The following is a 24,000-nucleotide window of genomic DNA, read 5'->3' as shown; positions in this document are numbered from 1 at the left end:
ATGAGTAACACAAATAAACCATCACCGCTTGTATGGACGGATAGGGAAAAGCTGATATTCAGGTTCTTCTTCTTGTTTTTCATGCTGCAGGCTATTCCTTTAAGCGTCGATTTCTTTAAAATTGTTTTTGGTTTTAACTGGCTCCATATCAGCTATGGCGATATTTTTAACCTTACACGTTTATCTTCAAAATTTCTTTCCGGTGCCGATAGTTTTATCAACTGGATCATTATTGCAGGAATTTCGGTTATCTGCGCAGTGGTATGGGGCAAAACCAAATACAAGGAAGTCGATTACAATCAATTTTATTATTGGTTAAGGGTTGTGGTCCGCTACCGTTTGGCTATTGGTATTATCGGTTATGGGTTCATCAAGTTTTTCCCATTGCAGGCACCTTTTCCTTCCATTAGTAATTTAAACACCAGTTATGGCGATTTTACCGACTGGAAAATATTTTCGATGAGTTTAGGCATTGTGCCTTCTTACGAAACATTTTTAGGCGCGATAGAAATCCTCGCAGGTTTGTTATTGTTCTTCCGGAAAACCGCAACCATTGGCGCAGCAATTATTCTCGTATTTACAGGGAACGTATTCATTTCAAACCTGGCTTACGAGGGCGGCGAATTTGTATATGCCACCTACTTAATCACTTTTGCATTATTTGTGTTGTGGTTCGATGCAACGCGGATTTATAATCTCATATCGCTCGAGCGGCCAACAGCACCAAACAGCTTTAAGCCAATTTTTGTGGGGAGAATTAAATCCTTGCGTTTAGCACTTAAAACATTGGTTATTTTCTTTTTTGTTTTTCTTTACGGATTTAAAACGTATTCAGGTTTTCACGATGATCCTTACCAGTTTCCACGCAAGAAGGGCTTGGCCAGGGCTGCGGGAATTTATAATGTTAGTGAGTTTAAAATCAACGGGCGGGTATTGCCTTATGCTGCTACAGATTCTACCCGTTGGAAAGATGTGGTGTTCGAGAAATGGGCCACCATCAGCGTGCGTTCCGATCGAAAAGTAATTGTTGATTCTTCAAATTACGAACAGGTATTTAAAAACGATAAAGACCGCGATTATGAACTAGCCGGTACCGCAGGAAGGCATTATTACAGTTACACAATCGATTCGGTAAACCGTGTTCTGCTGTTGGCTAATAAAAATCCACACTACAAAGGCGAAAGTTTAAGGTTAAATTATTCGCGTCCGGATAGCGTAAGCATCATTCTTTCAGGGATCAATCAACAACGTGATTCCATTTACGTCGTATTGAATAAAATCGATAAAAAATATCCATTAAAGCTTAGCCGCCGCAAAGCACTTAAACTATAAAAGCTTAATGTTATGTCTGAAATAAAACAACAGGAGATAGATAAAAATTTAACAGATCAGCAAATACCAGCTAAAAAGCCATGGTCGTGGCAAAAGAAATTTGGCTTCCGCGTGCTGTTTATTTTCTTTCTGGCCATGTGTATTCCATTTTCTGCCAATTGGTATAAAAATGTTTTCACCCTGGATTGGTCGCGACCGCATTACCGCGATCTCTACGATATCGCCAGGTTTCAACCCAGCTTTTTGTCACTTTTTGGCGGGCAGCGATCACGTGATATTACCGATTCGCCATCTGCAGATGAATCGGCTAAAAAGGATGGCAACAGGAAAAAGAAATTGGAAAAAAGTAGCCTTAAGCAAACCGAACAAAAAAACGAAAGTAATGCTGCTTTGCCTCCAAAAAGAAGTTTTCTGGCTGATTATGTAGATTGGGGCATAGCATTATTCTTAGCCCTTGTTGGTGCTTTAATCTGGTCGGCCTTCGATCGTAAGCGTAAATCCTATCATATCCTTCATTACTGGATCAGGGTTGTTGTCCGTTATCGTGCCGGGATTGGGATTATCGGTTTCGGTTTTACCAAACTTCTCCCTACACAAATGCCCTATCCATCGTTAGGTCTTTTAAATAGCAATTTTGGCGATTTTACCGCGCAAAAAATATACTGGCTTTCCGTTGGTGTAGTGCCCTGGTACCAGGTTTTTGGTGGTGTGGTGGAAATAGCCGCCGGAGTAATGCTTTTTTTTCGTAAAACAACCACTTTTGGTGCCATTTTACTGGCTGCGGCACTGGGCGATATTACTTTTGTAAATTATGCTTACGATGGCGGTGTACATGTATATGCGTTTTATTTTGTGCTGCTCGCGCTGTTTATTGCCGCAGATGATTTTCCTAAATTATACAACCTGCTCATTTTAGAGCGTTATACCATACCTTTTAGGATCTACCCCGATTTTAATAAACCTTGGTTAAAATACACCCGCATTACCCTGAAAGTGCTCACTTTTGTCATCTTTTTCGGTGTGCTCACTTATACTGAAGTCATCAATTTTAAATACGATCCTTATAAACAACCCGCAACTGCAGGTGTTAAAAAACTAAGGGGAAATTACCATGTGAGCGAGTTTAAATTGAATGGGGAGGTTATTCCATTTAATCCATTGGATTCTATCAGGTGGCAGGAAGCTACCTTCGAAAACTGGACTACCCTCACTTTTAAAATCAACCGCCCGGTTTTAATCGATCCATCAAATGGAGGAGGCAGCCCGATGCGTGATATTCAACGTACTTTCGAAATCAGTGGTGTTGCAGGAGGCCAAAGGGCCTTTCATTATTATGCCGATACCGTAGATAAAGTACTGTACCTCCAGGATAAAAATGTAATGGCTTTAAGGGCTGGGCGTAAAGCTGCAGGTAAAACAAGAGAAACAGCACCAAATGAAGATAACTGGATCAGTAAAACCGCATGGCAACATATCGGCGATGAAAATAAAATGATAGATAAAGCAGCCTGGTCTACCCGCAGAGACCGTGAGTTTGAAGAAAAACCAAGAGAAGTGAAACGCCACCGTATGGTACTGAAATACGATACCACAGATGGTTCGAGGGTTATACTTTCCGGTATTGATGAACATAAAGATTCTATTTACATCGTTCTCGATCGTTATAACCGACAATATGTATTGCCTAAAAGTTCTTTAAGTGCTGGTAAATATGAATAAGAGGATGAACAGAAAGACGGTATACATACTTGCATTTCCTGTAATGTTGTTCTTAATGTCGCTAAAAACAGCGTTTACTTCAATGCAGGCGCAATCGCCATCAACGGATAGCTTAAAACGCCCGGCAAAATTTGGTTTCGGTCGCCCGGCCACCGCTCAGGAAATTGCAGCTTGGAATATTGATATCCGGCCCGATGGTAAAGGCTTACCAGCAGGCCAGGGTGATGTTAAAAAAGGGAAACTGTTGTATGCGCAAAAATGTGCAATGTGCCATGGTGAGGATGGTACCGAAAAGCCGGGTGTAAAACTTCCCGGAAGTGCTTTAGTTGGTGATACCTCGGCTAATAGTAAACCGAAAACAATCGGTAATTACTGGCCATATGCCACTACTTTGTTCGATTATATGCGCCGGGCCATGCCCTATAATCTTCCTGGTTCCTTAAGTAATAATGAAGTGTACAGCATAACCGCTTATCTGCTCAATGCGAATAAAATTATCAAGGCTGATGTAGTGCTCGATGCCAAAAACCTGTATAAAGTGCAAATGCCTGCTAAAAAGCTATTTATTATGGATGATCGTAAAGGAGGACCTGAAATAAAGTAATGAAGAAGCAAGATAAAACCGATCGGAAAATAGTTACTGGTAAAATGAGCAGACGTACTTTATTGGGCGGTGTAATTACTGCTGCAGTTTTACCGGTACAATCGTTATTTGCAAGTGAAGCAAAAGCTGAAAAACAGGTTCTTACAGATATTGTAGATGATCCGACCAAAATTATTGGTCCGGGGCCAAGTCCGCTCGGCAAACGCTCCTTATTTGAACAGCCTGTACGCAAACCTTCTGATATCTCTTCGCGTACACCCTTGCAGGATATGCACAGCACTATTACGCCTGCTGATCTTCATTTCGAACGTCATCATGCAGGTGTTCCAGCAATTGATCCTGTAAAACACGAATTGCTCATTCATGGCCTGGTAGATCAGCCGATGAAGTTTACCCTGGCTGATATCAAAAGGTTTCCATCCATAACACGCACATGTTTCATTGAATGTGCAGGTAATTTCCGCACTGGCAAAACCGAAATGACTCCGCAGGATATTCTTGGCCTTACCAGCCAAAGCGAGTGGACGGGCGTTATGCTCTCTACCATATTTGAAGAAGTCGGCATCAGCAATAAAGCGAAATGGTTTTTGGCCGAAGGCTCGGATGCTGCTGTTATGACACGTACCATCCCGATTGCAAAAGCCTGGGATGATGCCATGATTGTTTATGCGCAGAATGGGGAGGCCATGCGCCCCGAACAGGGATATCCCATGAGGCTACTTTTGCCAGGTTTTGAAGGCAATATGAATATCAAATGGCTCCGTCGGATTGAACTTTCAGAAGAACCATATATGACCCGGGAAGAAACCTCAAAATATACTTACCCTGTAAAAGATAAAATCAGAATGTTTAGCTTTGAGTTGGATGCACGCTCCATCATCACCTATCCTGCTTACCCGCAAAAGGTAAATAAAGGTTGGGTGGAGATCCGCGGAATTGCCTGGAGCGGAAGGGGTAAGGTAGAAAAAGTGGAAGTAAGTACCGATGCAGGCAAAACGTGGCAACTGGCCAATTTACAGGAACCGGTGCTTAGCAAAGCGCATACTTATTTCAGGCATTTATGGGAATGGGACGGCAAAGCAACTGAAATTTTGAGTCGCGTTACCGATGAAACAGGCTATTTACAGCCAACATTGGCGCAATTGGTTGCGGCACGTGGCGTAAATTTAGGGGGTTACCACATGAATCCCATTACGGCTTGGCAGATTGGTGCCGATGGAAGAGTTTTATTTAAACCGGAAACAATAAAATAACCAGATGAAATTAGAAAAACGGGATTATGATGCAGTAGTTGTAGGTTCGGGGCCAAATGGATTGGCCGCAGCAATTCTTATGCAGCAACAGGGACTTTCCGTTTTAATTATAGAAGGTAAAAACGTGATCGGGGGCGGCTTAACTTCTGCTGAACTTACTTTGCCCGGTTTTACACATGATGTATGCTCAGCGATCCATCCGATGGCATTGGCTTCGCCATTTTTTAAAACACTGCCTTTGGCCGAATTTGGCCTGGAATACCTGCAACCTCTTTTGGCCGCCGCACATCCTTTTGATGACGGAACCGCTGCTATATTGGATCATTCTATCCAGAAAACTGCCGGATACCTCGGCAGGGATGCAAAAACGTATACTTCCTTAATGGAAAATGTTACATCAGCCTGGCCATTGATAGCTGAAGATGCTTTAGGGCCCCTGCGTTTTCCCAAGCACCCATTGGCAATGGCCGGTTTTGGCCTAAAAGCATTAAGAAGCGCAACGGGTTTTGTTAACCGCTTCAAAGCACAACATGCGCGCGGGCTTTTTGCCGGAATGGCCGCACATGCCATACAGCCTTTAAGTAATTTGAGTACCACTGCAATCGGTTTGGTATTAATGGCTACCGGGCACCTTAAAGGTTGGCCGATACCCAAAGGCGGATCAAAATTTATTGCAGAGGCATTGGCTGCTTACTTTAAATCACTTGGCGGGAAAATTGAAACGGGAAATTTTATTTCATCACTAAATCAACTGCCATCCGCCCATGCAGTGCTTTTTGATGTTACGCCAAAACAATTATTGCAAATAGCAGGACATAAATTCTCCAATATTTATAAATGGCAGCTCGAACGTTACCGCTATGGTATGGGAGTATTTAAGGTAGATTGGGCACTGGACGGACCTATCCCTTTTAAAGCTGAAGCATGTAAGGGTGCCGGCACGATACACCTTGGCAATACATTTGAAGAAATAGCCGAAGGGGAACTAAAAACCAGCAAAGGCCAGCAGGCCGAAAAACCATTTGTATTACTTGCTCAACAGAGTTTGTTCGATCCATCACGTGCGCCTGAAGGAAAGCAGACCGCCTGGGCTTATTGCCATGTGCCAAATGGATCGAAACAGGATTTGACAGCAATTATAGAAAACCAGGTAGAACGTTTTGCCCCTGGATTTAAAGATCGCATCCTGGCCAAACACACCATGAATACCGAGCAGATGGAAGCACACAACCGAAATTATATTGGTGGCGATATCAACGGAGGTATATTGGATATTGGCCAACTGTTTACCCGCCCGGCTTTAAGGTTGTCGCCTTATAAAACTTCTGCCAAAGGGTTGTACATCTGTTCATCTTCTACGCCTCCAGGCGGTGGTGTACATGGAATGTGCGGTTACAATGCCGCAAAAAAAGCACTGAAAGATATTTTTAACATCAAATTAGATAACCACAAATAAACACTATGTCAACACAGAACAATGCTTCAGGAACTACGGGAGCTTTAACAGACGCCGGGATAACGCCCGACAAAAAAACATTTTTACAATCGCTTACAGAAGATTGGTGGGCTGTAATTTTAGGAACAATCATTATTGCAACCGTGCTTTACTTAACCAATAACGGCACAACCATCACTTTACCCGCATTTAAATGGGCTACTACTGATGATTTGTTTGGTGAAATATTATCGCCTCAAAACCTGTTGCTGATTGTAGAAACCGGTGCAGTTTTTCTGGTGCTGGCAGCCATTGCGATTGCGCTATCAGGAGGTAAGGTAGCCAGGTTTGCAGCGGGTTTTACACTGATTTATTTTTTGGCAATTGTCTCTTTTATAATCGGTGGTAATAAAAGTATTTCCTATTTCGGTTTAGAATATGTTGTATTCGCCCTGTTGATCGGGATCCTGTTGGGTAACCTGGTTAAATTGCCAAACTGGTTAAAGGAGGCGGTAAGGTCTGAATTTTATATCAAAACAGGCTTGGTAATTTTAGGTACCACTATTTTATCTGCCGATTTAATTAAAGCTGGTTTACCGGGCATTGTTCAGGCCATAATTGTGGTAACCGCTGTTTGGTTTTTCTCTTTATGGTTAAGCCGTAAATTGAAGGTTGATGATGAATTCGGTGTAATTTTGGCCTCTGCGGTATCCATTTGTGGTGTTTCAGCCGCAATTGTTGCTGCAGGTGCAATTAATGGCGATAAACGTAAATTATCCTATGTAACCACTTTGGTATTGATTATGGCCATCCCGATGATGGTTATTCAGCCATGGGCCGTAAGGTATTTTCATATTCCTGATGTAATTGGCGGTGCCTGGTTGGGTGGCACTTTAGATACCACCGCTACAGTTACTGCTGCCGGCGATTTAGTTGGCCCGATAGCGGTTAAAGCAGGGGTAATTGCTAAATTTTCGCAAAATGTATTCATTGGGGTTGCAGCCTTTTTTATCGCCATATGGTGGGCCTACAAAAAACCAAAAGGCGAAAACGGAGAAGTTTTGGTTAAAGCGGAAAGCCCTGGTTTAAAAATTGTTTGGGAGCGTTTTCCGAAATTTGTACTGGGTTTTGTTGCTGCGTCATTGGTATTTTCTTTCCTTTTATCGCCTGCAACAGCAAAAGGCGTAGCCCCAACATTAAATGGCCTGCGCACGGTGTGGTTCGCTATCGCATTTATTTCTATCGGTATGGAAGCTAAATTTTCATCTTTAGTGAAATTACAAGGTGGGCGGCCTGCATTTACCTTTGTAACTGCTCAGATTTTTAACATCTTTTGGACACTGCTGTGGTCTTACATCTTATTTGGCGGTCATATATTCCCAATACCAGATTTTAAATAGCATTATTTCAAATTAAGACGCCATTAGTAAATCCGGTTAAACAAATATGGCCATGCATTTTGCATGGCCATTAATGATCCAAAACAATATTTGCACTTAATCAGGCATCCGGTATCTGAGGCTCTACTAATTTTATTAATTTTTCTATCGATTCCTGCCAGCCCAGATAACACATTTCGGCAGGTATTACCGAGGGAATATTTTCCTGTAAAACTTTCAATTCAGTGCCCACCATGGTTTGGCTAAACCATACAGAAGTAACCATTGCACCGGGAAGGTTTGGATCGTCGAATTTATCGGTATATTTTAAAAATTCGTTTGGCTTTATTTCCAAAAATTCTCCAGTCCAGCTGTGACTGTTTCCTGTAGTAAAATTCTCGAACGACATTTTGTACGTTGCGCCCTCCTGCACATTCCGTTCGTGTACCGTGCAGAGAAACCCATAAGGAGGTAGCCATGCGGCAATTGCAGTATTACTGGTAAAGGCTCGGAATAGTTTTTCTGGTGATGCTTTAATTATTCTGTGTAATGAAACCTTATTATCTGACATAACTTTTAATTTTTTACTCACAATCTTATGGCTTTTTAGTCTGCCCGTTTTTTTGATGTGGTTGCTACTCCACAATTACTTTTAACAAATATGGACGTAAAAAAACAAAATCAGCAGGGAGTAAAGCGACTTTCTGACGGTGTATTTGCGACACAATACAGTTAAATGCTCAACCTTATCAGATGATAACCCAATGCTACATTTTTGGCAATGGAGTAAAATTTACAAATTCTGCGCTTTGTTCAGTAATCTGGTTTCCCCATGCAGTAATCGCTTCCAGGGTAGGGATTAATGTTTTTCCAAAATCGGTTAAACTATAAACCACCTTAACCGGAGGTTTTTTGCCGTATACTTTTCGGGAGATCAGGCCATCCTGTTCCAGTTTTTTCAGTTGGATACTCAAGGTCATTTCTGTTACGGTATGCATTTCTTTTAATAACTCACTATAACGCTTAGGTTCTGTTTTTAAGTGGTATAAAATAACAGTTTTCCATTTCCCACCAATCAGATCCATGGCCAGGCTAACCGTACAAGGGTAAGTTTTACCGTTCAGTTTTACGTTTTCACCAATGCATTCAGTTTTCACAATTTATTTATTTAAACCTATCTAAATGGATAGTTATTGTAAAAGTAATGCACTAAAATTAGTTTTGCAACTATAATTATTATAGTATAAAATTTTGCTAATTTTTAAAACATGTCATCATATTTTATTGAAAAATCAAATCAGAACGATAAGCCGCTAATTACAGTTGTAGGCATTATGGGTAAGCAGGGCCTTAGCGTTGCAAGAACCCTGTTAGAAAGCAAGCAGTTTCGTGTACGCGGCATTACCCGACGGGCGAATTCAGCCGAAGCGGTTGAATTGATTAAACAAGGTGCCGAATTGATAAATGTACCATTGGATTTGGGACATAAAGCACAATTTGTAGCGGCGTTCCTTGGATCGTACGGTGTATTTATGGTTACGCCCAGCATTGCTCCTCCACATACACACGAAATGGAATTGGGTAAGGAACTTGCTGATGCTGCAGTTGAAGCAGGAGTAAAACACATTTTATTTAGCAGTCTGGAAAATGTAGACCGGATTACCAAAGGAGAAAAATTTGCACCTCATTTTACTGATAAGGCCCTTGTGGAAGAATATATCCGAACATTACCAATAGTGAGTTCCTTTATATATATGGCCTTTTTTTATACGAATCTTATGGAATTTTATACGCCATATTTGAAGGATGGTCAATTTGTATTTCCGATTTACCTGCCGAAAGATTTTCGTGCACCATTTGTTGATCCGCTTACTGCAACAGGGCCAGCTGTTTTGGAAATATTTACCAATCCGGCAGAATATGCAGGCAAATCGCTACCTGTAATTGGCGAATTTATTTCTCCCCAGGAAATGGTTGATGCCTTTGTGAAGGTTACCGGAAAAGAAGCCGTATACAGTTCTGCTTTCACAAGGGAAGATTTTCTCCGTCATTTCCCTGGTTTTGCTTCCAATGAAAGCCTAATAAATGAAGTTTTAGGCATGGCAGCCTATGCAGTTGAGTTTGGTTATTTTCAAAAAGACAAAGATCTTTCATGGAGCCGTAAAATAAATCCTGGCACGCTCAACTGGGAGCAATTTTTACGCACAACAGGCTGGCAAGGTGAAAAAATCTCTTACTAAATGATTCGAGAGGGATTATTGAAATCAGCTTTACCGGATATGGAATAAAATCAATTGTTCGTTTTAACCTTTACATCTTTGAACATGAAAAGATTATCGCTGATCCTCAATGTTTTCTTACTGGCTGTGGTTACGTTCTTTAAAATAACCTCATTGGGTTTTATATATGGAAACTTTTCCTTGTAGGTGCTATCATTCATTTTTGGATTAAAATCAGCGAAAATAGCCGGGCCCTGGTAATTTTCTGGATGATTGACATCCTCAATCCGTAAATTTTCGATGGTAATCTTTGCCGGCATATAACAGGTATACCCAAAATCATGCTCACCAGAATTGGAGCCGTTTATAATGGAAGCAGTGATAGGTTTACCTGCGGCTGGTAAAAACACACAGTTTTTAATCATCAATTTTCCCTGCCAGGTACTGCCGTAATCAGGGCGCAGGTTAATAAAGCTCCGTGCATGTACTGTAGAATTTTCTATGCTCAATATTCCACTACCGATACCATTAATGCCCATATGACCTAGGGTAGAATTTCTGATGGTGGCATTGGCAACCCCTTGGTGAGCATCAAACCTGGAGAGGGTACAACCATCATAAAGCAGATTTTTGCAAAAGTTTGATCCTAAAATGCCCCAATATTTATTGTCATCAATGCTATTTGTTTGACTGCAATTTATAAATGATATATTAACTGCACGGTTTACAGAAAGGTCGTACGTGCCCATGGTAACAGGCTTGCCCGCCGCCCCAACAGTGCTATAGGCAAGGTGGCCGGTTAAAATGCTGTTTTTTACCGTTACATAGGCACAATCACTGATGTTGATAAAGCCGCCATAAGGTGCCCCATGGTCGCCTTCACCTTTAACGAAATGTTGCAGACCATCCACAATAACATGCGATCTTTTTATTGAAATATTGCGGCTGTAATAGTTGTATTTAGCTTGTTCTTTATTGGCAATTGTAGTAAAACGGCCCCCGGTAATGTTCAAAGGCTGCTCATCAATCGGCAGTGCAGTAATATCAGTAAGCTGTTCAAAATCCCAGATAATCGGTGCTTTCCTGTCCAGATTACCGTTTTTATCTGCCAGAAAAATATCAGTTTGCGATGAGCCGTTGTTTTGGTTTAAGCCCAACCGGATATACTGTTTAACCCTGGAATTTGTTGCTGTAATTAAACACGGTTTTGGTAAGCTAACATCGATTTTTTGCTGATTTTTTTTTAGTGAGTTAATATTTTTGAGTTTAAATGATTTCAGGGCTGAACTTACGGTGAAAACAGATGCATTACGGTTTTTTACTTCCGTATCATCAATAATAAAGTTGGCCGTACCAAAATCGGTATCCGTTTGAATAATTGCCGTGCGCTCATTTCCGCCAATGTAATAAGTGGCGCCTGCATCAGCTTTTACCATAAGGCCATGTTGATTGGCAAAGGCATGGGTTGCTGCGATGGCATCTATATCATCCGTTTTTCCATCACCCTTTGCCCCGAAATCGCTATAATGAACCAACTTTGCGGTTTTAAACTTTAATGCATCTGTTGGAGAAACGTTTAAATGCAATTCACCTTTATCATCAACAATAACCTCAGTTTTTTGAGCCTTACTGGTGATTGTTATATTTTGAAGCGGGATTTTGTTCTGCGCTTGTAAATCAACTAAATTATTTAAAAATAAGCTCAGTAAAAGGATGTACTTCATCATCAAAATTTGGTTAATGGTTACTCATTAAGAACAGCAAAGTTTGCCCGGGCGTGATAAGATAGTTTAAGGTATGTAAAAAGTTGGGATGTGCGAAATATAAAAAGCAGGGAACCATCGCGGCCACCTGCTCAATCATTAACTAAATATTTTTTCTATTGATGCACAGTATCTACTTAAATTTCTTGTAATGCCCTTAGGTTTAACAACATATCGCTAACCATAGCTTCAAGGTTGTAAGCAGGTTTCCAGTTCCAATCTGTTTGTGCTGCGCTATCATCAATGCTTCCCGGCCAGCTATCAGCAATTTGCTGTCTGAAATCGGGTGTATAATCCACTTTAAAACCTGGCACCAGTTTTTCGATTTCTGTTGCAAGTTCCTCGGGGCTAAAGCTCAGCCCGCTCAGGTTGTACGAAGTACGCACTTTTATGTTATCCACCGGCGCATCCATCAACTCGAGCGTGGCCCTTATAGCATCTTCCATATACATCATCGGAAGAACTGTTTCTTTTTTAAGGAAGCACGTAAAAGGTTTGGCTTCTACCCCATGATGAAAAATATCAACTGCATAATCAGTGGTACCGCCACCAGGTGCGCCCGTATAACTGATCAATCCTGGGTAACGGATACTGCGCACATCAAGTCCGAATTTTTCGAAATAATATTTACACCAGTATTCTCCTGCTGCCTTGCTGATGCCATAAACGGTTGATGGTTCGGTTATCCCCTGTTGAGGGGTATTTGTTTTTTCAGAATCCGGACCGAAAACAGCAATGCTGCTCGGCCAGAATACTTTTTTTACGCCATATTTTACTGAAAGATCCAGCACGCTGAGCAAACTGTTCATGTTCAGGTCCCAGGCTTTTTTAGGATTTTTTTCGCCATTGGCTGATAACATTGCGGCCAGATGGTAAATCTGTGTAACTTGTTCATCTGCAATCAGTTTTTCCAATGCATCGGCATCAGTTACATCCAGTTGCTGATAAGGAAAAACCTCTGTAGATAAATTATTCTTCGCCTGAATATCGGATGCCAGCACCTGCATTTGCCCAAACTTTAAACGCAATGCAGCTGTAAGCTCTCTGCCGATTTGCCCGCAGGCACCAATCACTAATATTTTTTCCTGATCCATTTCTTTTACGTCTGTTTCTCCTTTTTAACTGATTAAAAAGTGAATTTATAGCCACGAAATTCGGTGCTGGAGATCATAATTCCTCAAGAGTTGTGCAAATCCGGAAATTATTCTAATGGAAACAAAATAGCGGAATTAAATTTTGCTTGTTAGCCATCATTTTAGTTAAAATCCAAATATTATTGGATGTAATTTGGTGCATTTCAAAGAAACTCATTAAGTTTGCTTCAATTTACCCGATTTAAATAAGCGATTAACGGTTTTCTGTATTTTTATCCGGTGCAATTACTATAAAACAGCAAGTACGCATGCACAACAGCACACTGGATCAGCTTGATCTGGACATTTTACGGATCATTCAATCTGATGGACGGCTGACCAATAAGGAAATTGCTGCTAAACTTAAAAGGTCTGGCAGTACAATTTTCGAAAGGGTGAGCAGGTTGAGACGTGAAGAATTTATAGGAGAAACTGTAACGGTAATTAACCGCAATAAATTTACCGATCTGTGGATTGCGTTTTCGCACATTAAACTTACTGTTCATAGTGCAGAGGCCTTATCCAACTTTCAGAACCAGGTAATTGAATATCACGAAGTACTGGAATGTTACCATACCACCGGAGAATTTGATTTTCTGATCAAAATCGTAGTGGGCGATATGCCTGAGTATAACCGTTTTATTATGGAAAAACTTTCCAAATTGGAAAATGTAGGTGCGCTTAACAGTACGTTTGTAGTTAATGAAGCCAAACGCTCATTGTGCTATCCAATCAGGTATAAGCAAGAAGTTTTATAAAAATACCTGAAGAATTTTCTCAAACTTTCGTTATTCTATTAAAAATTTATTGGGTTGAGCTTTAGGAAATTAATAACCGCTCATAATAGTTATTAAAATATATGCTGTTCTTCAATGCAGTTTATTTAATCGCTGCTGATAAGTAATATTTTTCAAAAATTTCGTTCTGTTTTAGTATCAAAAAATTTCCATCAATTTTATGAAAAAGGTTCGGGAACCTACACTTTTTTAATTCACTGTTTAATAAATGGTTAAATTGAAAAAGACGCAAATTCTGACAGCCCATTTCAGAAATGAGTGAGCCAGTTTTTCGGGGGGACGTCAACGAAATTTATTTTAACAATATACAAATTATTGTTCAACTGCTTAATGGCCAATCTCAGCAACCAATTTGCCGCTTACAGGACATTTAGATTGCCAGACCGAGATTTGTTGAATTTATTTGTACCAGAAATCATAATCATGAAAAAGTATTTTCTTCCGGCTGTATCATTCATCGTTGTTTTATTGGTCAGTCTTCAGTTTTTCCGTCCACGACTTGACGACCCACCAGTCACACAGGACTTTCAGGCTCCAAAGGCTGTTAAAAATATTTTAGTGAGAGCTTGTTACGACTGCCATTCCAATGAAACTAAACTGCGATGGTATGATCAGGTACAACCGGTTTACTGGCAGGTTGCAGCCCATGTTCGTGACGGCAGAAAGGGGCTCAACTTTTCTAATTGGGATAAGCTGGCACCCGCGGATCGCAAAGCAAAACTTTGGGAGGCTGTCAATCAGATCGAGCAGGGAGCCATGCCGGTTAAAAGCTATCAGGTCGTTCATCCTAACGCCAGGGTTTCGCCGAAGGATCTCATTGTCCTAAAAAAATACCTGACCAGCATGATACATGATCTGCCGGAAGATACAGCCAAAATAAATGCCTTTGAGCATCAGCGAAAAAGTTTAGTATCTGTCGACCGTCAAAAACTACCCAAAACATTAAACGACATCACCTACCTTCCCGATTACAAAAACTGGCAGGTCATCAGCACATCGGACCGTTTTGATAACGGCACCATGCGTGTAATATACGGAAATGATATCGCGGTGAATGCTGTCAAAACTAATCATAACAATCCCTGGCCCGATGGAACTATTTTTGCAAAAGCTGCCTGGGATAAACTGGAGGATAGAAACGGAAATGTAACAACCGGGGCTTTTAAACAGGTTGAATACATGATCAAAAATGCTGAAAAATACCGATCAACGAACGGCTGGGGCTTTGCCCGGTTCAAAACACCAAAATTAACGCCATATGGCAAAACAGCGATTTTTACAACAGAATGTATGAACTGTCATAAGCCGATGAAAGACAATGATTATGTGTTCACCTTTCCAATCAAGAATTAAAATGAAATTAATATTTTATATCATTGCAGCTGGTTCATTATTTGTAGCCGGCTGCAAAGGAGCCACGGATCCAGATCGTCTCATTAACAGCAAAGCCTCGCTTCCTTCAACTTTCAGGTTGTCAGAACTGCATGAAAAGGTAATTACTTCCCTGATAAATAAAAAGGTGGGCACCATGAGCATCCTCTATGGTGATGAGCATTTTAAAAATGCGACGCAGGAATCAAACTTAAATGTGCCAGGTAATTCCTTTACATTAGTGACATGGAAACAGCAGGATGACGCCCATTGGTTTGGCGCACGAATACCAGGTGAGTTGATTTCCGCAGAAACGATCAATATAGGAAATCATACTAATTTTGTAACTTATCGAAAATTTATGGGCAAAAACCTCCTGTTATCAGCAGATACAACAGGACAAAATGAACGCATACATTTTATATTGACACAAAGGCCATCCATCATTCCATGATTTTTGAAAAATACATACATAAAGAAACTGGCAGGGTTTTCCAGGTATCACAAAAAGTGATCTGGGCATCTGCTGTCTTTATGGGTATTCTGGCCTCTATTCCAAAAATATTACAGCTGAAGATCAGTTTTGCTGAAGTTGTCATCGACTGTTTTATAGCGTTTATTTATTCGCTGTTTGTCTGGTTTTACAACTTATATACATTGCCAAAATTCTTCAACAAGGCGTTAACGACCAGGTTTTTTGGGCTCAGGCTGATCAGAAGCCTTTCATTGGGTATATTTGTTATGGGAATATTGGTAGTTTGCGGTCAACTTTTCTTTAACGATAAGCTTATTGGTACCATGATAATGATGTACCAGTTCCGGGGCATCCTGATCAATTTGACTATTTATATGTTTTTGTATTTGCTTTTTCAGAGTTACGCTAATCAGGTAATCGGCATGGATCTCGAACGGACAAAAGCGGATTACCTAAGCGCAAAATACGAGGTATTAAAGCAGCAAGTTAATCCGCATTTTCTGTTTAACAGTCTGAACACCTTGAAATCGATGGTCGATTTCGGTGATGCAACTGCGGCTGATTTTATTGTCAAATTATCTGACTTTTACCGCTATACACTGGAAAGCAGGCAACAGGATTCGGTATTGATGCAGAAGGAACTCGAAAATCTAAATGCTTATTATTTTCTGGTCAGGTCGCGATTTGAAGAAGGCATTGATCTTCAGATCCAGTTTTCTCCGGAGCACCTAAGCGCAATAACCCCTCCATTTACCCTGCAGCTCTTAGTGGAGAACGCGATCAAGCACAATATTATCTCCCTTGATCAGCCTTTAAATATTTCGATCTATTCGGATGGAAAATATATTAAAGTTAAAAATAACGTACAGCTAAAAAATCATCCTGAACCATCGAACATGATCGGTCTGGAAAATATCGGTCAGCGATATTTGCACCTGATGGGACAGCAGATTATTATAGAATCAAATCACCAATTTTTCACCGTAGCGCTTCCGGCCAATGCAGATATTAGTAATTGAAGATGAATTAAAAACTGCCAGGGCGCTAATCAAAATGATCTCCCAGATCCGTCCGGGTAGTCGTGTAGACGGCCCCCTGCAGAAAGTATCAACATCAGTAGAGTACCTGTCGGTTCATCAGGCACCTGACCTGATCTTTATGGACATCCAGCTGGCTGACGGCATATCCTTTGAAATATTTCAAAAGGTTAAAGTAGACTCACCGGTTATTTTTTGTACCGCATATGACGAATACGCTGTTGATGCTTTTAAGGCCAACGGGATCGATTATATCTTAAAACCGTTTACTGAAGATGCTTTTAGAAGAGCCTTCGATAAAATGGACCGTTTCATAGGTCAAAGAAGCGGTGACATTTCTCCTGCGCTGATCGCTCAAATTCTAAAACTTCAACATCCGAACACCGGTAAATCAAGCTTCCTGATTTACAAGCACGGAAAATATTTAAACCTACCTACAGATGACATCGCTTATTTTTTTGCCCATAACGAACAAATAACAATAGTGACCTTCGATAGCGAAACATTCCATATCAATCAGTCTTTGGAGCAAATAACCGCTCAACTATCCCCGTTAAATTTCTTTAAATTAAACAGGCAGTACCTGATCAGCTTTAAAGCGGTTAAAGAGGTTGAGCAATACTTTGCCCGGAAGCTCTTGGTTAAATTAGTTATACCTACGGACGAGAATTTACTGGTTGGAAAAGATAAGGCTACTTCATTTCTGGCCTGGCTGGACAATCGATAAGATGTAATTATTGAATGCATCATAGGTATTACTGTTCTGTATTTGATAAAAATACTGCCGTACAATTGTGTTTATCTTTCCGACTTTTACGCTGACTGATATCCATGATAAGCATTATGCCGGCAGCATGTTTATCTGAAATGTTTTGCAATTTTTTCATAATGCGGAATTTGGATGCTGTTCCGGGCCGCCAGTCGCACCATATCATGAATAATTTCATTGCGCTCATCTGGTTTATTCTGCTGTAAATCTTTTTGAAAGGAAGCAGTAAAGTCAGCAGAAAGATCGTCCAGGATTTGAAGATTCTCCTTGAAAAAATTGTCGGTTAGGCCAAAGTTTGCAGCGTCTGATATTTGCTTTAACTCTTTAAGTAAGCTAATGAAGTGGTTACGGTAAGTTTCATCTGACTGCAAAGATGATGCTTGTATGTTATGATAAGCTGCACAGGACGCAAAAGCCGAAGTAAAGGTTAATTTTTTAAATATTTCGCTGGTAATAACTGCACTGTACCGGATATCTATACCGCTTTCCCGTACTTCGCTTTCCATTTTATCTCTTGAGTTATCATTTTTATTTTCCTCTTCCAACCCGTAAAAAATTCTAAAGATCTGGTTATTCTGACTTACCTCTCCGGGTGCTGAAATATAACCTGTGATATAGATACAGCCATCATAAATATTTAGTCGGGGCAACTCAGTACGCAGATAGGCACCACTGCCCAGCGAGTTTAAAATGGGGATGATCATCGTTTGCTCCTTAGCTGCATCTTTTAGCATCTGTACAATGCTACTCAAATGATAAGCCTTCACACAAACAAAAATTACATCAAATTTTTGATTTTCCAGCGCATCTTCACCAATAGCTTTAATGTTGGTTAGGTGAACAGGTTCTTCGCCGTAAGTTTTAACGGTAAGGCCCTTTTGCTGAATAACTCTGAGGTGCTCACCACGCGCTATGAGTGTTACATCAAGCTGGTTTTTTGCCAAATAGCCTCCTATAAGGCCGCCGGTTCCTCCGGCGCCAATTACTAAATATTTCATAATAATTAATTAATGCTGTGTTGTCAAATCAAGGTCGTAACGTTCTTCATGAAGCGTTTTGCCCCATTGCTCCATTTGTATAGACGCTGTTGGCTGGAAGCCTGCTTTTTTGTACATGGCAATGGCCTTTTGCTGTACATCAGTAGTCAGTAGGTATACGTTTTTGAACTGCTGCCCGCGGCAGTAAGTTAGCGCTGCATGAAGCAAGTGTTTGCCTACGCCGGTACCCCTGAATACCGGGTGCACAAGGAACCAGCGCAATTGCGCTTCATTATCGGGCTTAGCTAAGATGGCGATACATCCGATGATCTGCCCATTATAAGTAGCCAGCCATATTTTATCTCTACCCGTGTCATAATGTTCCAGAAACTCGTAAAAAGTTTTGACCATATAACCTTCAAATTCCTGCGAATAACCAGATTCGCGGGCATAAAGTATGCCATGCAGATAGATCAGATACCCGACATCGCCTGGCTTTAATCCTTCACGGTAAACAACCTGACCGGACAGCAACAGATTGCTATAATCTGCTGACAATAGATTTTGGACCGTTTTCATGGAATTCACTAACATGTCTGCTTCGTCGGGCGAGAGCTTCGTTAAAAATCCTTCGATTTGATGGTCGGATTTTCCCTGTAGATCTTTTAATAGATTTGAACCCTGAGCGGTCAGGTTGATATGATAGACACGCGAGTCCTCCTTTGAGGGTGTCCGTGCAATCACGCCATCATTTACAAACATTTTAATGATTTTGCTCAAATAACCTTTGTCCAAGGTGAGCAATGTGGCCAGTTCCTGCGCGGTTACTGGCTGTCTTATTCCTATCTCAAATAAAATGCGGGCTTCCGCCAAAGAATATGGACCGTCTAAAATATGCTCATTCAATAAACCGAGATGGGCGGTATAGAAGCGGTTAAAACTCCTGATTTGCTCTATATCTTTTTTCATAAAGCAAATATAGTAATAAGTTGACACCTATCAACTATAATTGTTGATACTTGTCAACTTTCTTTTAATCAATGTTATTTTTAGATTCAAAAAAATTGTTTAAATATTGGTATTAACGAACATGTAGTTAGATCGATTGGAAGGGTTGACTTAAAAAGATAAGGTGCTTAAATACTGGTAGCCTGCCAAGTCTATTACACAAGAGGTTGTGCGAAATAGCTATTGAGACCACACTCACCAACTCAAACTTATATCTTGTTCCAGTATGACTCATTAAATTTCTGCTAATTTATATCCTTGTTCCCTTATACTTTGTCTAACAATTGAAGGTTCTGATTTAAGGAACTTATGCAGCCTGGTAATGTATACATTCATCCTCCTTGCATTGAAGCGATTATCTTCACCCCAAAATTTAAGCAAAGTAGATTTGCGATCCAACAATTTAATTTTGTTTTGTAAGAGAACAGCAGAAGGTCGGCCTCGCGCTGCGACAATAGTGCTGTACCTTCCGCGCCATATTTCCAAATCCTGCCCTACCAATTTAATTTGAGCAATAGAAGTTTTACCGTGATTCTAAGGGCAGAGGCAGGAGCTCAAATGCCACCGCATTTTCATTCAACATCAGTTGGCTACACCTTACGCGGAAATTGGTACTACCTCGAACATGAATGGACAGCTAAACCGGGAACTTTTATTATATGAACCGGCAGGTGAAGCACATACATTGGTAGTGAATCCAGGTGAGGTGACGCCGGCAATAATTCTTTTCATGGCAACAGGCGGGGCATATATTTTAACAAAGTAACCGACGGTAACATGCTGGCCTATGATGATGGCTTCATTTTGAAAATAGCAAGGAAGCATTATGAATCTGTGGAATTAAACCCTGCGACGTTAAATACCATGATCCGATAATCGGGAAAAATCTAATCGCTCTTTAACATACTATTCGGCAATGTTAAAGTGGAAATTCCTACAGTGCAATCTAATTAAAGTCTTTAAAATCCAATATCTATTAAAAGCTTTCAGCCTCAAAATATATGATGCTATTTTGCAGGAGCATCGCTTTTTAAACGCTGCAAAAGTTTCTCCCGGATTTCCCGTATAGTGCCTTCTTTATCTTTTTCCAATTTTTTAACCGCCTCTTTTATGGGATATGAATCGTACTTCGATCCCCAAATCATTAATTCGACAATAAGGGGGATCAGGTCAATACTTTTCTCTGTAAGATTGTAGATAAACTTGTTCTTTTTTTCGGGAGATACCGAAGATTTTATAAATCCGTTTGCTTCTAAAAGCTTAAGCCGGTCTGCAAGAATATTAGTAGCTATTTTTTCACCAGAACTGAGAAAATCACCATAACTCGACTTACTGGTGAAGATCAGGTCCCTTAGAATTAAAATTATCCACTTGTCGCCTAAATAATCTAAGGAATAAGCTATCGGACAATCAGATCGGTGCTGAATTTCTTTCATGACATAAAAATGTTAAATAATACTTGCAACTTGCAAGTATTATATTTTATCTTTGTTTACTTGCAAATGGCAAGCAAATTTAAATATTATTATTAATAAATAGAAATCATGGATATTAAGAACAAAACAGTCCTGATTACCGGTGGTGGTTCAGGAATCGGTTATGCAACAGCAAAATTTTTAAGTGAAAAAGGAACCAGGGTAGTTATAACTGGTCGCAATGAAGATAAGTTGGCAAAAGCTGCCAATGAGTTAGGTATTAATTATATCGTCTCCGATGTGACCGACGCAGATGCTGTTAAAAATCTCGTTACAAAACTGGAAACTTTTTACGGCAATCTTAGCTTATTGATCAATAATGCCGGCGTGGGATTTGTTTATAAACTGGGCGAAGGCGCAAATGCGGTTGATAAAGCAAAGCAGGAATTTGAAACCAACTATTTTGCCCCGGTTAGGTTAATCGAAGCCTTGTTGCCGCTATTAAAAAAGCAGCCCGAAGCGGCAATTGTAAATATTACTTCCAATGTGGCATTCCATCCGCTGTTGGTTTTGCCGACTTACTCAGACGCTAAAACAGCCTTGCATTCGCATTCAGTTGCTTTACGTTTAACCTTATCATCAGATACCAACATCAAGGTTTTTGAAGTAATGCCATCGCTGATCAATACAGATGCAACCAAAGATATGGGGGGCGAGCAACATGGCTTGCCACCTGAAGTTGCTGCTGAAGACATCTATACCGGGATTAATGAGGACCGTTACGAGATCTTTGTTGGGGAAGCGGGCAGGCAACGTACTGACTACTTTGCTAACCCTGATGCAGCCATAGCGAAGTTTAACCAGGGACTTTATTAATTGGGGCAAAGTTATGACAGACAGAAGAGATTTTATTAAACAAACTGGCCTGTTATCGCTGGCAGGTTTCATTGGTGCAAATCAAATATCTATGGCTGAAAGCCCTAATAAGTTGTATGCCTCCAAATCATCAAAGTGGGCAGATGGCTCACGGCTCGTCGTTTCCGCCACCATGCTTTTTGAAGCAGGCGGCCAGCCGGATAATGCACCAAGCCCTTTTCCGCCCAATATGAAACCCGGTTATAAAGACTTGCCTGCAAGCACCTGGTACGAATACGGATATAAAGAAGGTATCCCACGGATGCTGGATAACTGGGATAAATTAGGCATCAAAGTAACAACCCATATGGTGGGCTCTGCTGTGTTAAGAAATCCTGCCCTGGCTAAAGAGATTGTAGGCCGTGGGCATGAGGCTTCCGGGCACGGTATGACCTGGAAAGATGAATACGACATGTCGTATAAAGAAGAAAAAATATTCATTAAAGATGGCTTAGATGCGATTAAAAAAGTAACCGGACAAACGCCGGTTGGTTACATGCCAACTTTTTGCGCCGTAGTGAAAACACTCTGAAGATATTACAGGAGCTTGGATGCATTTATCATATTGATGACTTAGGCCGTGATGAGCCGTTTATTATCAAAGTTAACGAAAAGGATTTTGCGGTAGTTCCATACACGATACGTAATAATGATCTGGGCATGATCGAAATAAGAAATTTTTCGCCAGACCAGTACATCACGCAGGTGAAAATGGAGTTCGATCAACTTTACGAAGAGTCGGCAACCCGGCGCAGGCAACTTTCCTTAACCTTTCATGACCGTGTCAGCGGTACGCCGCAGATGGTTAAGGCGGCAACAGAATTGATCAGGTACATGCAGAAGCATTCTGGTGTTGCATTCAAACGCAAAGACGAAATAGCCAAGATGACGCTTAATGACCCAACAAGTATTCGCGAATAGTATGCGATTACAGTGAAAAGGCTTCACAACATGCAGTCTTTTCATTGTATTTCAGCATTAATACAATCTACTGCCATTGTTTGAAATCAAGTAAATTATATCATGACAAAAATATTAGTAACAGGAATAACAGGTACAATTGGAAAAGGAACAGTTGAGCATTTATTAAAAAAAGGTTTTCCTGCAGACCAAATTATTGGCCTTACCCGAAAAAAGGAAGAGGGAATTAATTTAGCTGCCAAAGGTATTGAAGTTCGCTTTGGAGATTATCTAAATTATGATTCTTTATTGCGCGCATTTAAAAGTGTTGATAAAGTGATGCTCACCAGTGCAGTCGCTTTCTCAGACCGATTTACCCAGCATTACAATGTGATTACCGCTGCCCGCCAAGCTGGCGTTAAGCATGTGGTGTATATGTCGATAATGCGGAAAGAAGACTCAGGACGTATAATGCCTGAAATTACGGAATCAGATCTTTTTACGGAACAAGTACTTAAGTCATCAGGACTTGATTATACCATTTTATACCATCCCCCTTTTACAGATATTTTGTCTATCTACTATGATTCCAACCCTTATGGAAATGGGATAAAAGTTCCCGCAGGCAACGGGAAAATGGTACCTGCAACAAGAGATGAACTGGCGGAAGCCCATGCCGAAATACTTTCTACGCCGGGACACCAAAAGAAATCGTATTCACTAGGTGGAAGCGAAACTATTTCATTTGCTGAAATCGCTAAAATTCTTGCAGAAGAAAAAGGAAAACCTGTCCCTTTTTCCACCATCACAGCCGAAGAATATACTGGTGAGTTAATTGCGAAAGGAACGTCTCGAAAAGTCGCCAAATTCCTCACCAGTTGGGTGGTAGCAATCGAAGAGGGTGAATTCGAACATCAATCAGGCGACTTAGAAAGGTTATTGGGTAGAAAGACAACGAATTTTAAAAAGTATATCGAATCAACTCTAGCCTAATTATTGCTGACTGCAAATACTGGATGCGAATCAAATAGCTCTGAGCTGCCAGGCGCCAGAGGTTATATTCTTGCTCAAATTACATACTGGAGAGCATTTTGGATTTGATATCAGAAATGAAAATTAAATTCCAATACAAGCTTTCAATAAAAAAATTAATCAAGAAGAAAGGTAGTCATGCTACAAATGACGCATTATTGTTTGATGGTGGTTCGTTATAATGTTAGGTTAGTAAATAAGAAAAAGCCCTTGCCGGTAACTACGGAATTTAATTAGCATTCAAGTATGAAAACCAGACATATCAAGCTTGCGCGCATGCCGGAAGGTATGCCACAGATCATTGGACCTATAAAAAATGGTTAGTTGTTATTAAAGCCCTTATATTTTTTTGTTGATCCATGCCATCAAGCTCTTACGAGGAATTAAGGTGCCCCGGATTTAGATGTGTAGATAGGACACCTGTTGGGGCAACTCAGAATCGTATAAATTGTATGATTTTGCTATGG

General features: G+C 40.5%; 25 protein-coding genes. 17 read left to right on the top strand and 8 right to left on the bottom strand.

Features of this window, described 5'->3' with window-relative positions; translation table 11 throughout:
- From ASE74_RS16285 to ASE74_RS16260, 6 genes are read left to right on the top strand one after another with little or no spacing between them, the layout of a single operon-like run.
- Complete coding sequence (locus tag ASE74_RS16285; protein ID WP_055911986.1) at positions 1-1,332, top strand: hypothetical protein; 1,332 nt, start codon at positions 1-3, stop codon at positions 1,330-1,332.
- A 12-nt stretch (positions 1,333-1,344) separates the two neighbouring features.
- Complete coding sequence (locus tag ASE74_RS16280) at positions 1,345-3,051, top strand: hypothetical protein (RefSeq protein WP_055911234.1); 1,707 nt, start codon at positions 1,345-1,347, stop codon at positions 3,049-3,051.
- Positions 3,052-3,055: 4 nt separating this feature from the next.
- Positions 3,056-3,655, top strand: a complete 600-nt coding sequence (locus ASE74_RS16275) for a c-type cytochrome (RefSeq protein WP_082458839.1) — start codon at positions 3,056-3,058, stop codon at positions 3,653-3,655.
- The gene (gene soxC, locus ASE74_RS16270) at positions 3,655-4,908 is read left to right on the top strand and encodes a sulfite dehydrogenase (protein ID WP_082458812.1); all 1,254 of its coding nucleotides are present in this window, start codon (positions 3,655-3,657) and stop codon (positions 4,906-4,908) included. The genes ASE74_RS16275 and soxC overlap by 1 nt, the downstream gene beginning before the upstream one ends.
- Before the next feature lie 4 nt (positions 4,909-4,912).
- Positions 4,913-6,364 carry an NAD(P)/FAD-dependent oxidoreductase gene (locus tag ASE74_RS16265; RefSeq protein ID WP_055911231.1) on the top strand — a complete coding sequence of 484 codons (1,452 nt, stop codon included), beginning with the start codon at positions 4,913-4,915 and terminating at the stop codon, positions 6,362-6,364.
- Between the two features lie 5 nt (positions 6,365-6,369).
- Positions 6,370-7,743, top strand: coding sequence for a YeiH family protein (locus tag ASE74_RS16260; protein WP_055911229.1), 1,374 nt, complete (start codon positions 6,370-6,372; stop codon positions 7,741-7,743).
- 100 nt (positions 7,744-7,843) lie between these two features.
- Here the strand turns inward: ASE74_RS16260 and ASE74_RS16255 are convergent, their stop codons facing one another.
- Together ASE74_RS16255 and ASE74_RS16250 are read right to left on the bottom strand one after the other, a co-directional pair.
- Complete coding sequence (locus ASE74_RS16255; RefSeq protein ID WP_055911980.1) at positions 7,844-8,293, bottom strand: SRPBCC family protein; 450 nt, start codon at positions 8,291-8,293, stop codon at positions 7,844-7,846.
- Between the two features lie 196 nt (positions 8,294-8,489).
- Positions 8,490-8,879, bottom strand: coding sequence for a helix-turn-helix domain-containing protein (locus ASE74_RS16250; protein WP_055911227.1), 390 nt, complete (start codon positions 8,877-8,879; stop codon positions 8,490-8,492).
- A gap of 111 nt (positions 8,880-8,990) precedes the next feature.
- Here ASE74_RS16250 and ASE74_RS16245 point away from each other — a divergent pair, with 111 nt between their 5' ends.
- Positions 8,991-9,962, top strand: coding sequence for an NmrA/HSCARG family protein (locus ASE74_RS16245; RefSeq protein ID WP_055911224.1), 972 nt, complete (start codon positions 8,991-8,993; stop codon positions 9,960-9,962).
- A gap of 50 nt (positions 9,963-10,012) precedes the next feature.
- Here ASE74_RS16245 and ASE74_RS16240 read toward each other — a convergent pair whose 3' ends face one another.
- Together ASE74_RS16240 and ASE74_RS16235 are read right to left on the bottom strand one after the other, a co-directional pair.
- Positions 10,013-11,668, bottom strand: coding sequence for a hypothetical protein (locus ASE74_RS16240; RefSeq protein WP_235526134.1), 1,656 nt, complete (start codon positions 11,666-11,668; stop codon positions 10,013-10,015).
- A gap of 173 nt (positions 11,669-11,841) precedes the next feature.
- Positions 11,842-12,798 carry an NAD-dependent epimerase/dehydratase family protein gene (locus tag ASE74_RS16235; RefSeq protein WP_055911222.1) on the bottom strand — a complete coding sequence of 319 codons (957 nt, stop codon included), beginning with the start codon at positions 12,796-12,798 and terminating at the stop codon, positions 11,842-11,844.
- A gap of 308 nt (positions 12,799-13,106) precedes the next feature.
- On the opposite strand from ASE74_RS16235, the gene ASE74_RS16230 reads away from it, so the two are divergent.
- From ASE74_RS16230 to ASE74_RS16210, 5 genes are all read left to right on the top strand, one after another.
- On the top strand, positions 13,107-13,595 hold the full coding sequence (locus ASE74_RS16230) for an Lrp/AsnC family transcriptional regulator (RefSeq protein WP_055911220.1): 489 nt from the start codon (positions 13,107-13,109) through the stop codon (positions 13,593-13,595).
- A gap of 369 nt (positions 13,596-13,964) precedes the next feature.
- On the top strand, positions 13,965-14,987 hold the full coding sequence (locus ASE74_RS16225; RefSeq protein WP_235526133.1) for a heme-binding domain-containing protein: 1,023 nt from the start codon (positions 13,965-13,967) through the stop codon (positions 14,985-14,987).
- A 1-nt stretch (position 14,988) separates the two neighbouring features.
- Positions 14,989-15,459 carry a hypothetical protein gene (locus tag ASE74_RS16220; RefSeq protein WP_055911218.1) on the top strand — a complete coding sequence of 157 codons (471 nt, stop codon included), beginning with the start codon at positions 14,989-14,991 and terminating at the stop codon, positions 15,457-15,459.
- Complete coding sequence (locus ASE74_RS16215) at positions 15,456-16,499, top strand: sensor histidine kinase (protein WP_055911217.1); 1,044 nt, start codon at positions 15,456-15,458, stop codon at positions 16,497-16,499. Before ASE74_RS16220 ends, ASE74_RS16215 begins: the two co-directional genes overlap by 4 nt.
- Positions 16,480-17,244, top strand: a complete 765-nt coding sequence (locus tag ASE74_RS16210) for a LytTR family DNA-binding domain-containing protein (RefSeq protein ID WP_055911214.1) — start codon at positions 16,480-16,482, stop codon at positions 17,242-17,244. Before ASE74_RS16215 ends, ASE74_RS16210 begins: the two co-directional genes overlap by 20 nt.
- A 131-nt stretch (positions 17,245-17,375) precedes the next feature.
- Here the strand turns inward: ASE74_RS16210 and ASE74_RS16205 are convergent, their stop codons facing one another.
- From ASE74_RS16205 to ASE74_RS25505, 3 genes are all read right to left on the bottom strand, one after another.
- On the bottom strand, positions 17,376-18,284 hold the full coding sequence (locus tag ASE74_RS16205) for a ketopantoate reductase family protein (protein ID WP_055911212.1): 909 nt from the start codon (positions 18,282-18,284) through the stop codon (positions 17,376-17,378).
- 9 nt (positions 18,285-18,293) lie between these two features.
- Positions 18,294-19,232 (bottom strand): helix-turn-helix domain-containing GNAT family N-acetyltransferase, encoded by a 939-nt coding sequence (locus ASE74_RS16200; RefSeq protein ID WP_055911211.1) that lies wholly within the window; start codon positions 19,230-19,232, stop codon positions 18,294-18,296.
- A 273-nt stretch (positions 19,233-19,505) separates the two neighbouring features.
- Positions 19,506-19,757 (bottom strand): helix-turn-helix domain-containing protein, encoded by a 252-nt coding sequence (locus ASE74_RS25505; protein ID WP_162235820.1) that lies wholly within the window; start codon positions 19,755-19,757, stop codon positions 19,506-19,508.
- A gap of 139 nt (positions 19,758-19,896) precedes the next feature.
- On the opposite strand from ASE74_RS25505, the gene ASE74_RS25210 reads away from it, so the two are divergent.
- Complete coding sequence (locus ASE74_RS25210; protein ID WP_235526132.1) at positions 19,897-20,037, top strand: hypothetical protein; 141 nt, start codon at positions 19,897-19,899, stop codon at positions 20,035-20,037.
- A 241-nt stretch (positions 20,038-20,278) separates the two neighbouring features.
- Here ASE74_RS25210 and ASE74_RS16185 read toward each other — a convergent pair whose 3' ends face one another.
- A complete protein-coding gene (locus tag ASE74_RS16185; protein ID WP_055911205.1) occupies positions 20,279-20,707 on the bottom strand; it encodes a helix-turn-helix domain-containing protein in 429 nt (142 codons plus the stop codon).
- 108 nt (positions 20,708-20,815) lie between these two features.
- Here ASE74_RS16185 and ASE74_RS16180 point away from each other — a divergent pair, with 108 nt between their 5' ends.
- From ASE74_RS16180 to ASE74_RS16170, 4 genes are all read left to right on the top strand, one after another.
- A complete protein-coding gene (locus ASE74_RS16180; RefSeq protein WP_055911203.1) occupies positions 20,816-21,562 on the top strand; it encodes an SDR family oxidoreductase in 747 nt (248 codons plus the stop codon).
- Positions 21,563-21,575: 13 nt separating this feature from the next.
- On the top strand, positions 21,576-22,133 hold the full coding sequence (locus ASE74_RS25205) for a polysaccharide deacetylase family protein (protein WP_235526130.1): 558 nt from the start codon (positions 21,576-21,578) through the stop codon (positions 22,131-22,133).
- The gene (locus tag ASE74_RS25200; RefSeq protein ID WP_235526129.1) at positions 22,109-22,522 is read left to right on the top strand and encodes a hypothetical protein; all 414 of its coding nucleotides are present in this window, start codon (positions 22,109-22,111) and stop codon (positions 22,520-22,522) included. Before ASE74_RS25205 ends, ASE74_RS25200 begins: the two co-directional genes overlap by 25 nt.
- 102 nt (positions 22,523-22,624) lie before the next feature.
- Entirely contained in the window at positions 22,625-23,494 is an 870-nt protein-coding gene (locus tag ASE74_RS16170; RefSeq protein WP_055911201.1) for an SDR family oxidoreductase, read from the top strand.
- Positions 23,495-24,000: the final 506 nt, after the last annotated feature.

Origin of the sequence: Pedobacter sp. Leaf216, from assembly GCF_001421515.1 — a bacterium.
GTDB lineage: Bacteria > Bacteroidota > Bacteroidia > Sphingobacteriales > Sphingobacteriaceae > Pedobacter.
This window is presented reverse-complemented; position numbering and strand designations above follow the sequence as displayed.

Coding starts and splice junctions, on each gene's coding strand:
- ASE74_RS16240 (WP_235526134.1), bottom strand. CDS start 11,668: ATGATGAAGTACATCCTTTTACTGAGCTTATTTTTAAATAATTTAGTT.
- ASE74_RS16280 (WP_055911234.1), top strand. CDS start 1,345: ATGTCTGAAATAAAACAACAGGAGATAGATAAAAATTTAACAGATCAG.
- ASE74_RS16205 (WP_055911212.1), bottom strand. CDS start 18,284: ATGAAATATTTAGTAATTGGCGCCGGAGGAACCGGCGGCCTTATAGGA.
- ASE74_RS16275 (WP_082458839.1), top strand. CDS start 3,056: ATGAACAGAAAGACGGTATACATACTTGCATTTCCTGTAATGTTGTTC.
- ASE74_RS16235 (WP_055911222.1), bottom strand. CDS start 12,798: ATGGATCAGGAAAAAATATTAGTGATTGGTGCCTGCGGGCAAATCGGC.
- ASE74_RS16260 (WP_055911229.1), top strand. CDS start 6,370: ATGTCAACACAGAACAATGCTTCAGGAACTACGGGAGCTTTAACAGAC.
- ASE74_RS25210 (WP_235526132.1), top strand. CDS start 19,897: ATGAATGGACAGCTAAACCGGGAACTTTTATTATATGAACCGGCAGGT.
- ASE74_RS16255 (WP_055911980.1), bottom strand. CDS start 8,293: ATGTCAGATAATAAGGTTTCATTACACAGAATAATTAAAGCATCACCA.
- soxC (WP_082458812.1), top strand. CDS start 3,655: ATGAAGAAGCAAGATAAAACCGATCGGAAAATAGTTACTGGTAAAATG.
- ASE74_RS16210 (WP_055911214.1), top strand. CDS start 16,480: ATGCAGATATTAGTAATTGAAGATGAATTAAAAACTGCCAGGGCGCTA.
- ASE74_RS16215 (WP_055911217.1), top strand. CDS start 15,456: ATGATTTTTGAAAAATACATACATAAAGAAACTGGCAGGGTTTTCCAG.
- ASE74_RS16170 (WP_055911201.1), top strand. CDS start 22,625: ATGACAAAAATATTAGTAACAGGAATAACAGGTACAATTGGAAAAGGA.
- ASE74_RS16265 (WP_055911231.1), top strand. CDS start 4,913: ATGAAATTAGAAAAACGGGATTATGATGCAGTAGTTGTAGGTTCGGGG.
- ASE74_RS16185 (WP_055911205.1), bottom strand. CDS start 20,707: ATGAAAGAAATTCAGCACCGATCTGATTGTCCGATAGCTTATTCCTTA.
- ASE74_RS16285 (WP_055911986.1), top strand. CDS start 1: ATGAGTAACACAAATAAACCATCACCGCTTGTATGGACGGATAGGGAA.
- ASE74_RS16245 (WP_055911224.1), top strand. CDS start 8,991: ATGTCATCATATTTTATTGAAAAATCAAATCAGAACGATAAGCCGCTA.
- ASE74_RS16200 (WP_055911211.1), bottom strand. CDS start 19,232: ATGAAAAAAGATATAGAGCAAATCAGGAGTTTTAACCGCTTCTATACC.
- ASE74_RS16225 (WP_235526133.1), top strand. CDS start 13,965: ATGGCCAATCTCAGCAACCAATTTGCCGCTTACAGGACATTTAGATTG.
- ASE74_RS16220 (WP_055911218.1), top strand. CDS start 14,989: ATGAAATTAATATTTTATATCATTGCAGCTGGTTCATTATTTGTAGCC.
- ASE74_RS16230 (WP_055911220.1), top strand. CDS start 13,107: ATGCACAACAGCACACTGGATCAGCTTGATCTGGACATTTTACGGATC.
- ASE74_RS25205 (WP_235526130.1), top strand. CDS start 21,576: ATGACAGACAGAAGAGATTTTATTAAACAAACTGGCCTGTTATCGCTG.
- ASE74_RS16180 (WP_055911203.1), top strand. CDS start 20,816: ATGGATATTAAGAACAAAACAGTCCTGATTACCGGTGGTGGTTCAGGA.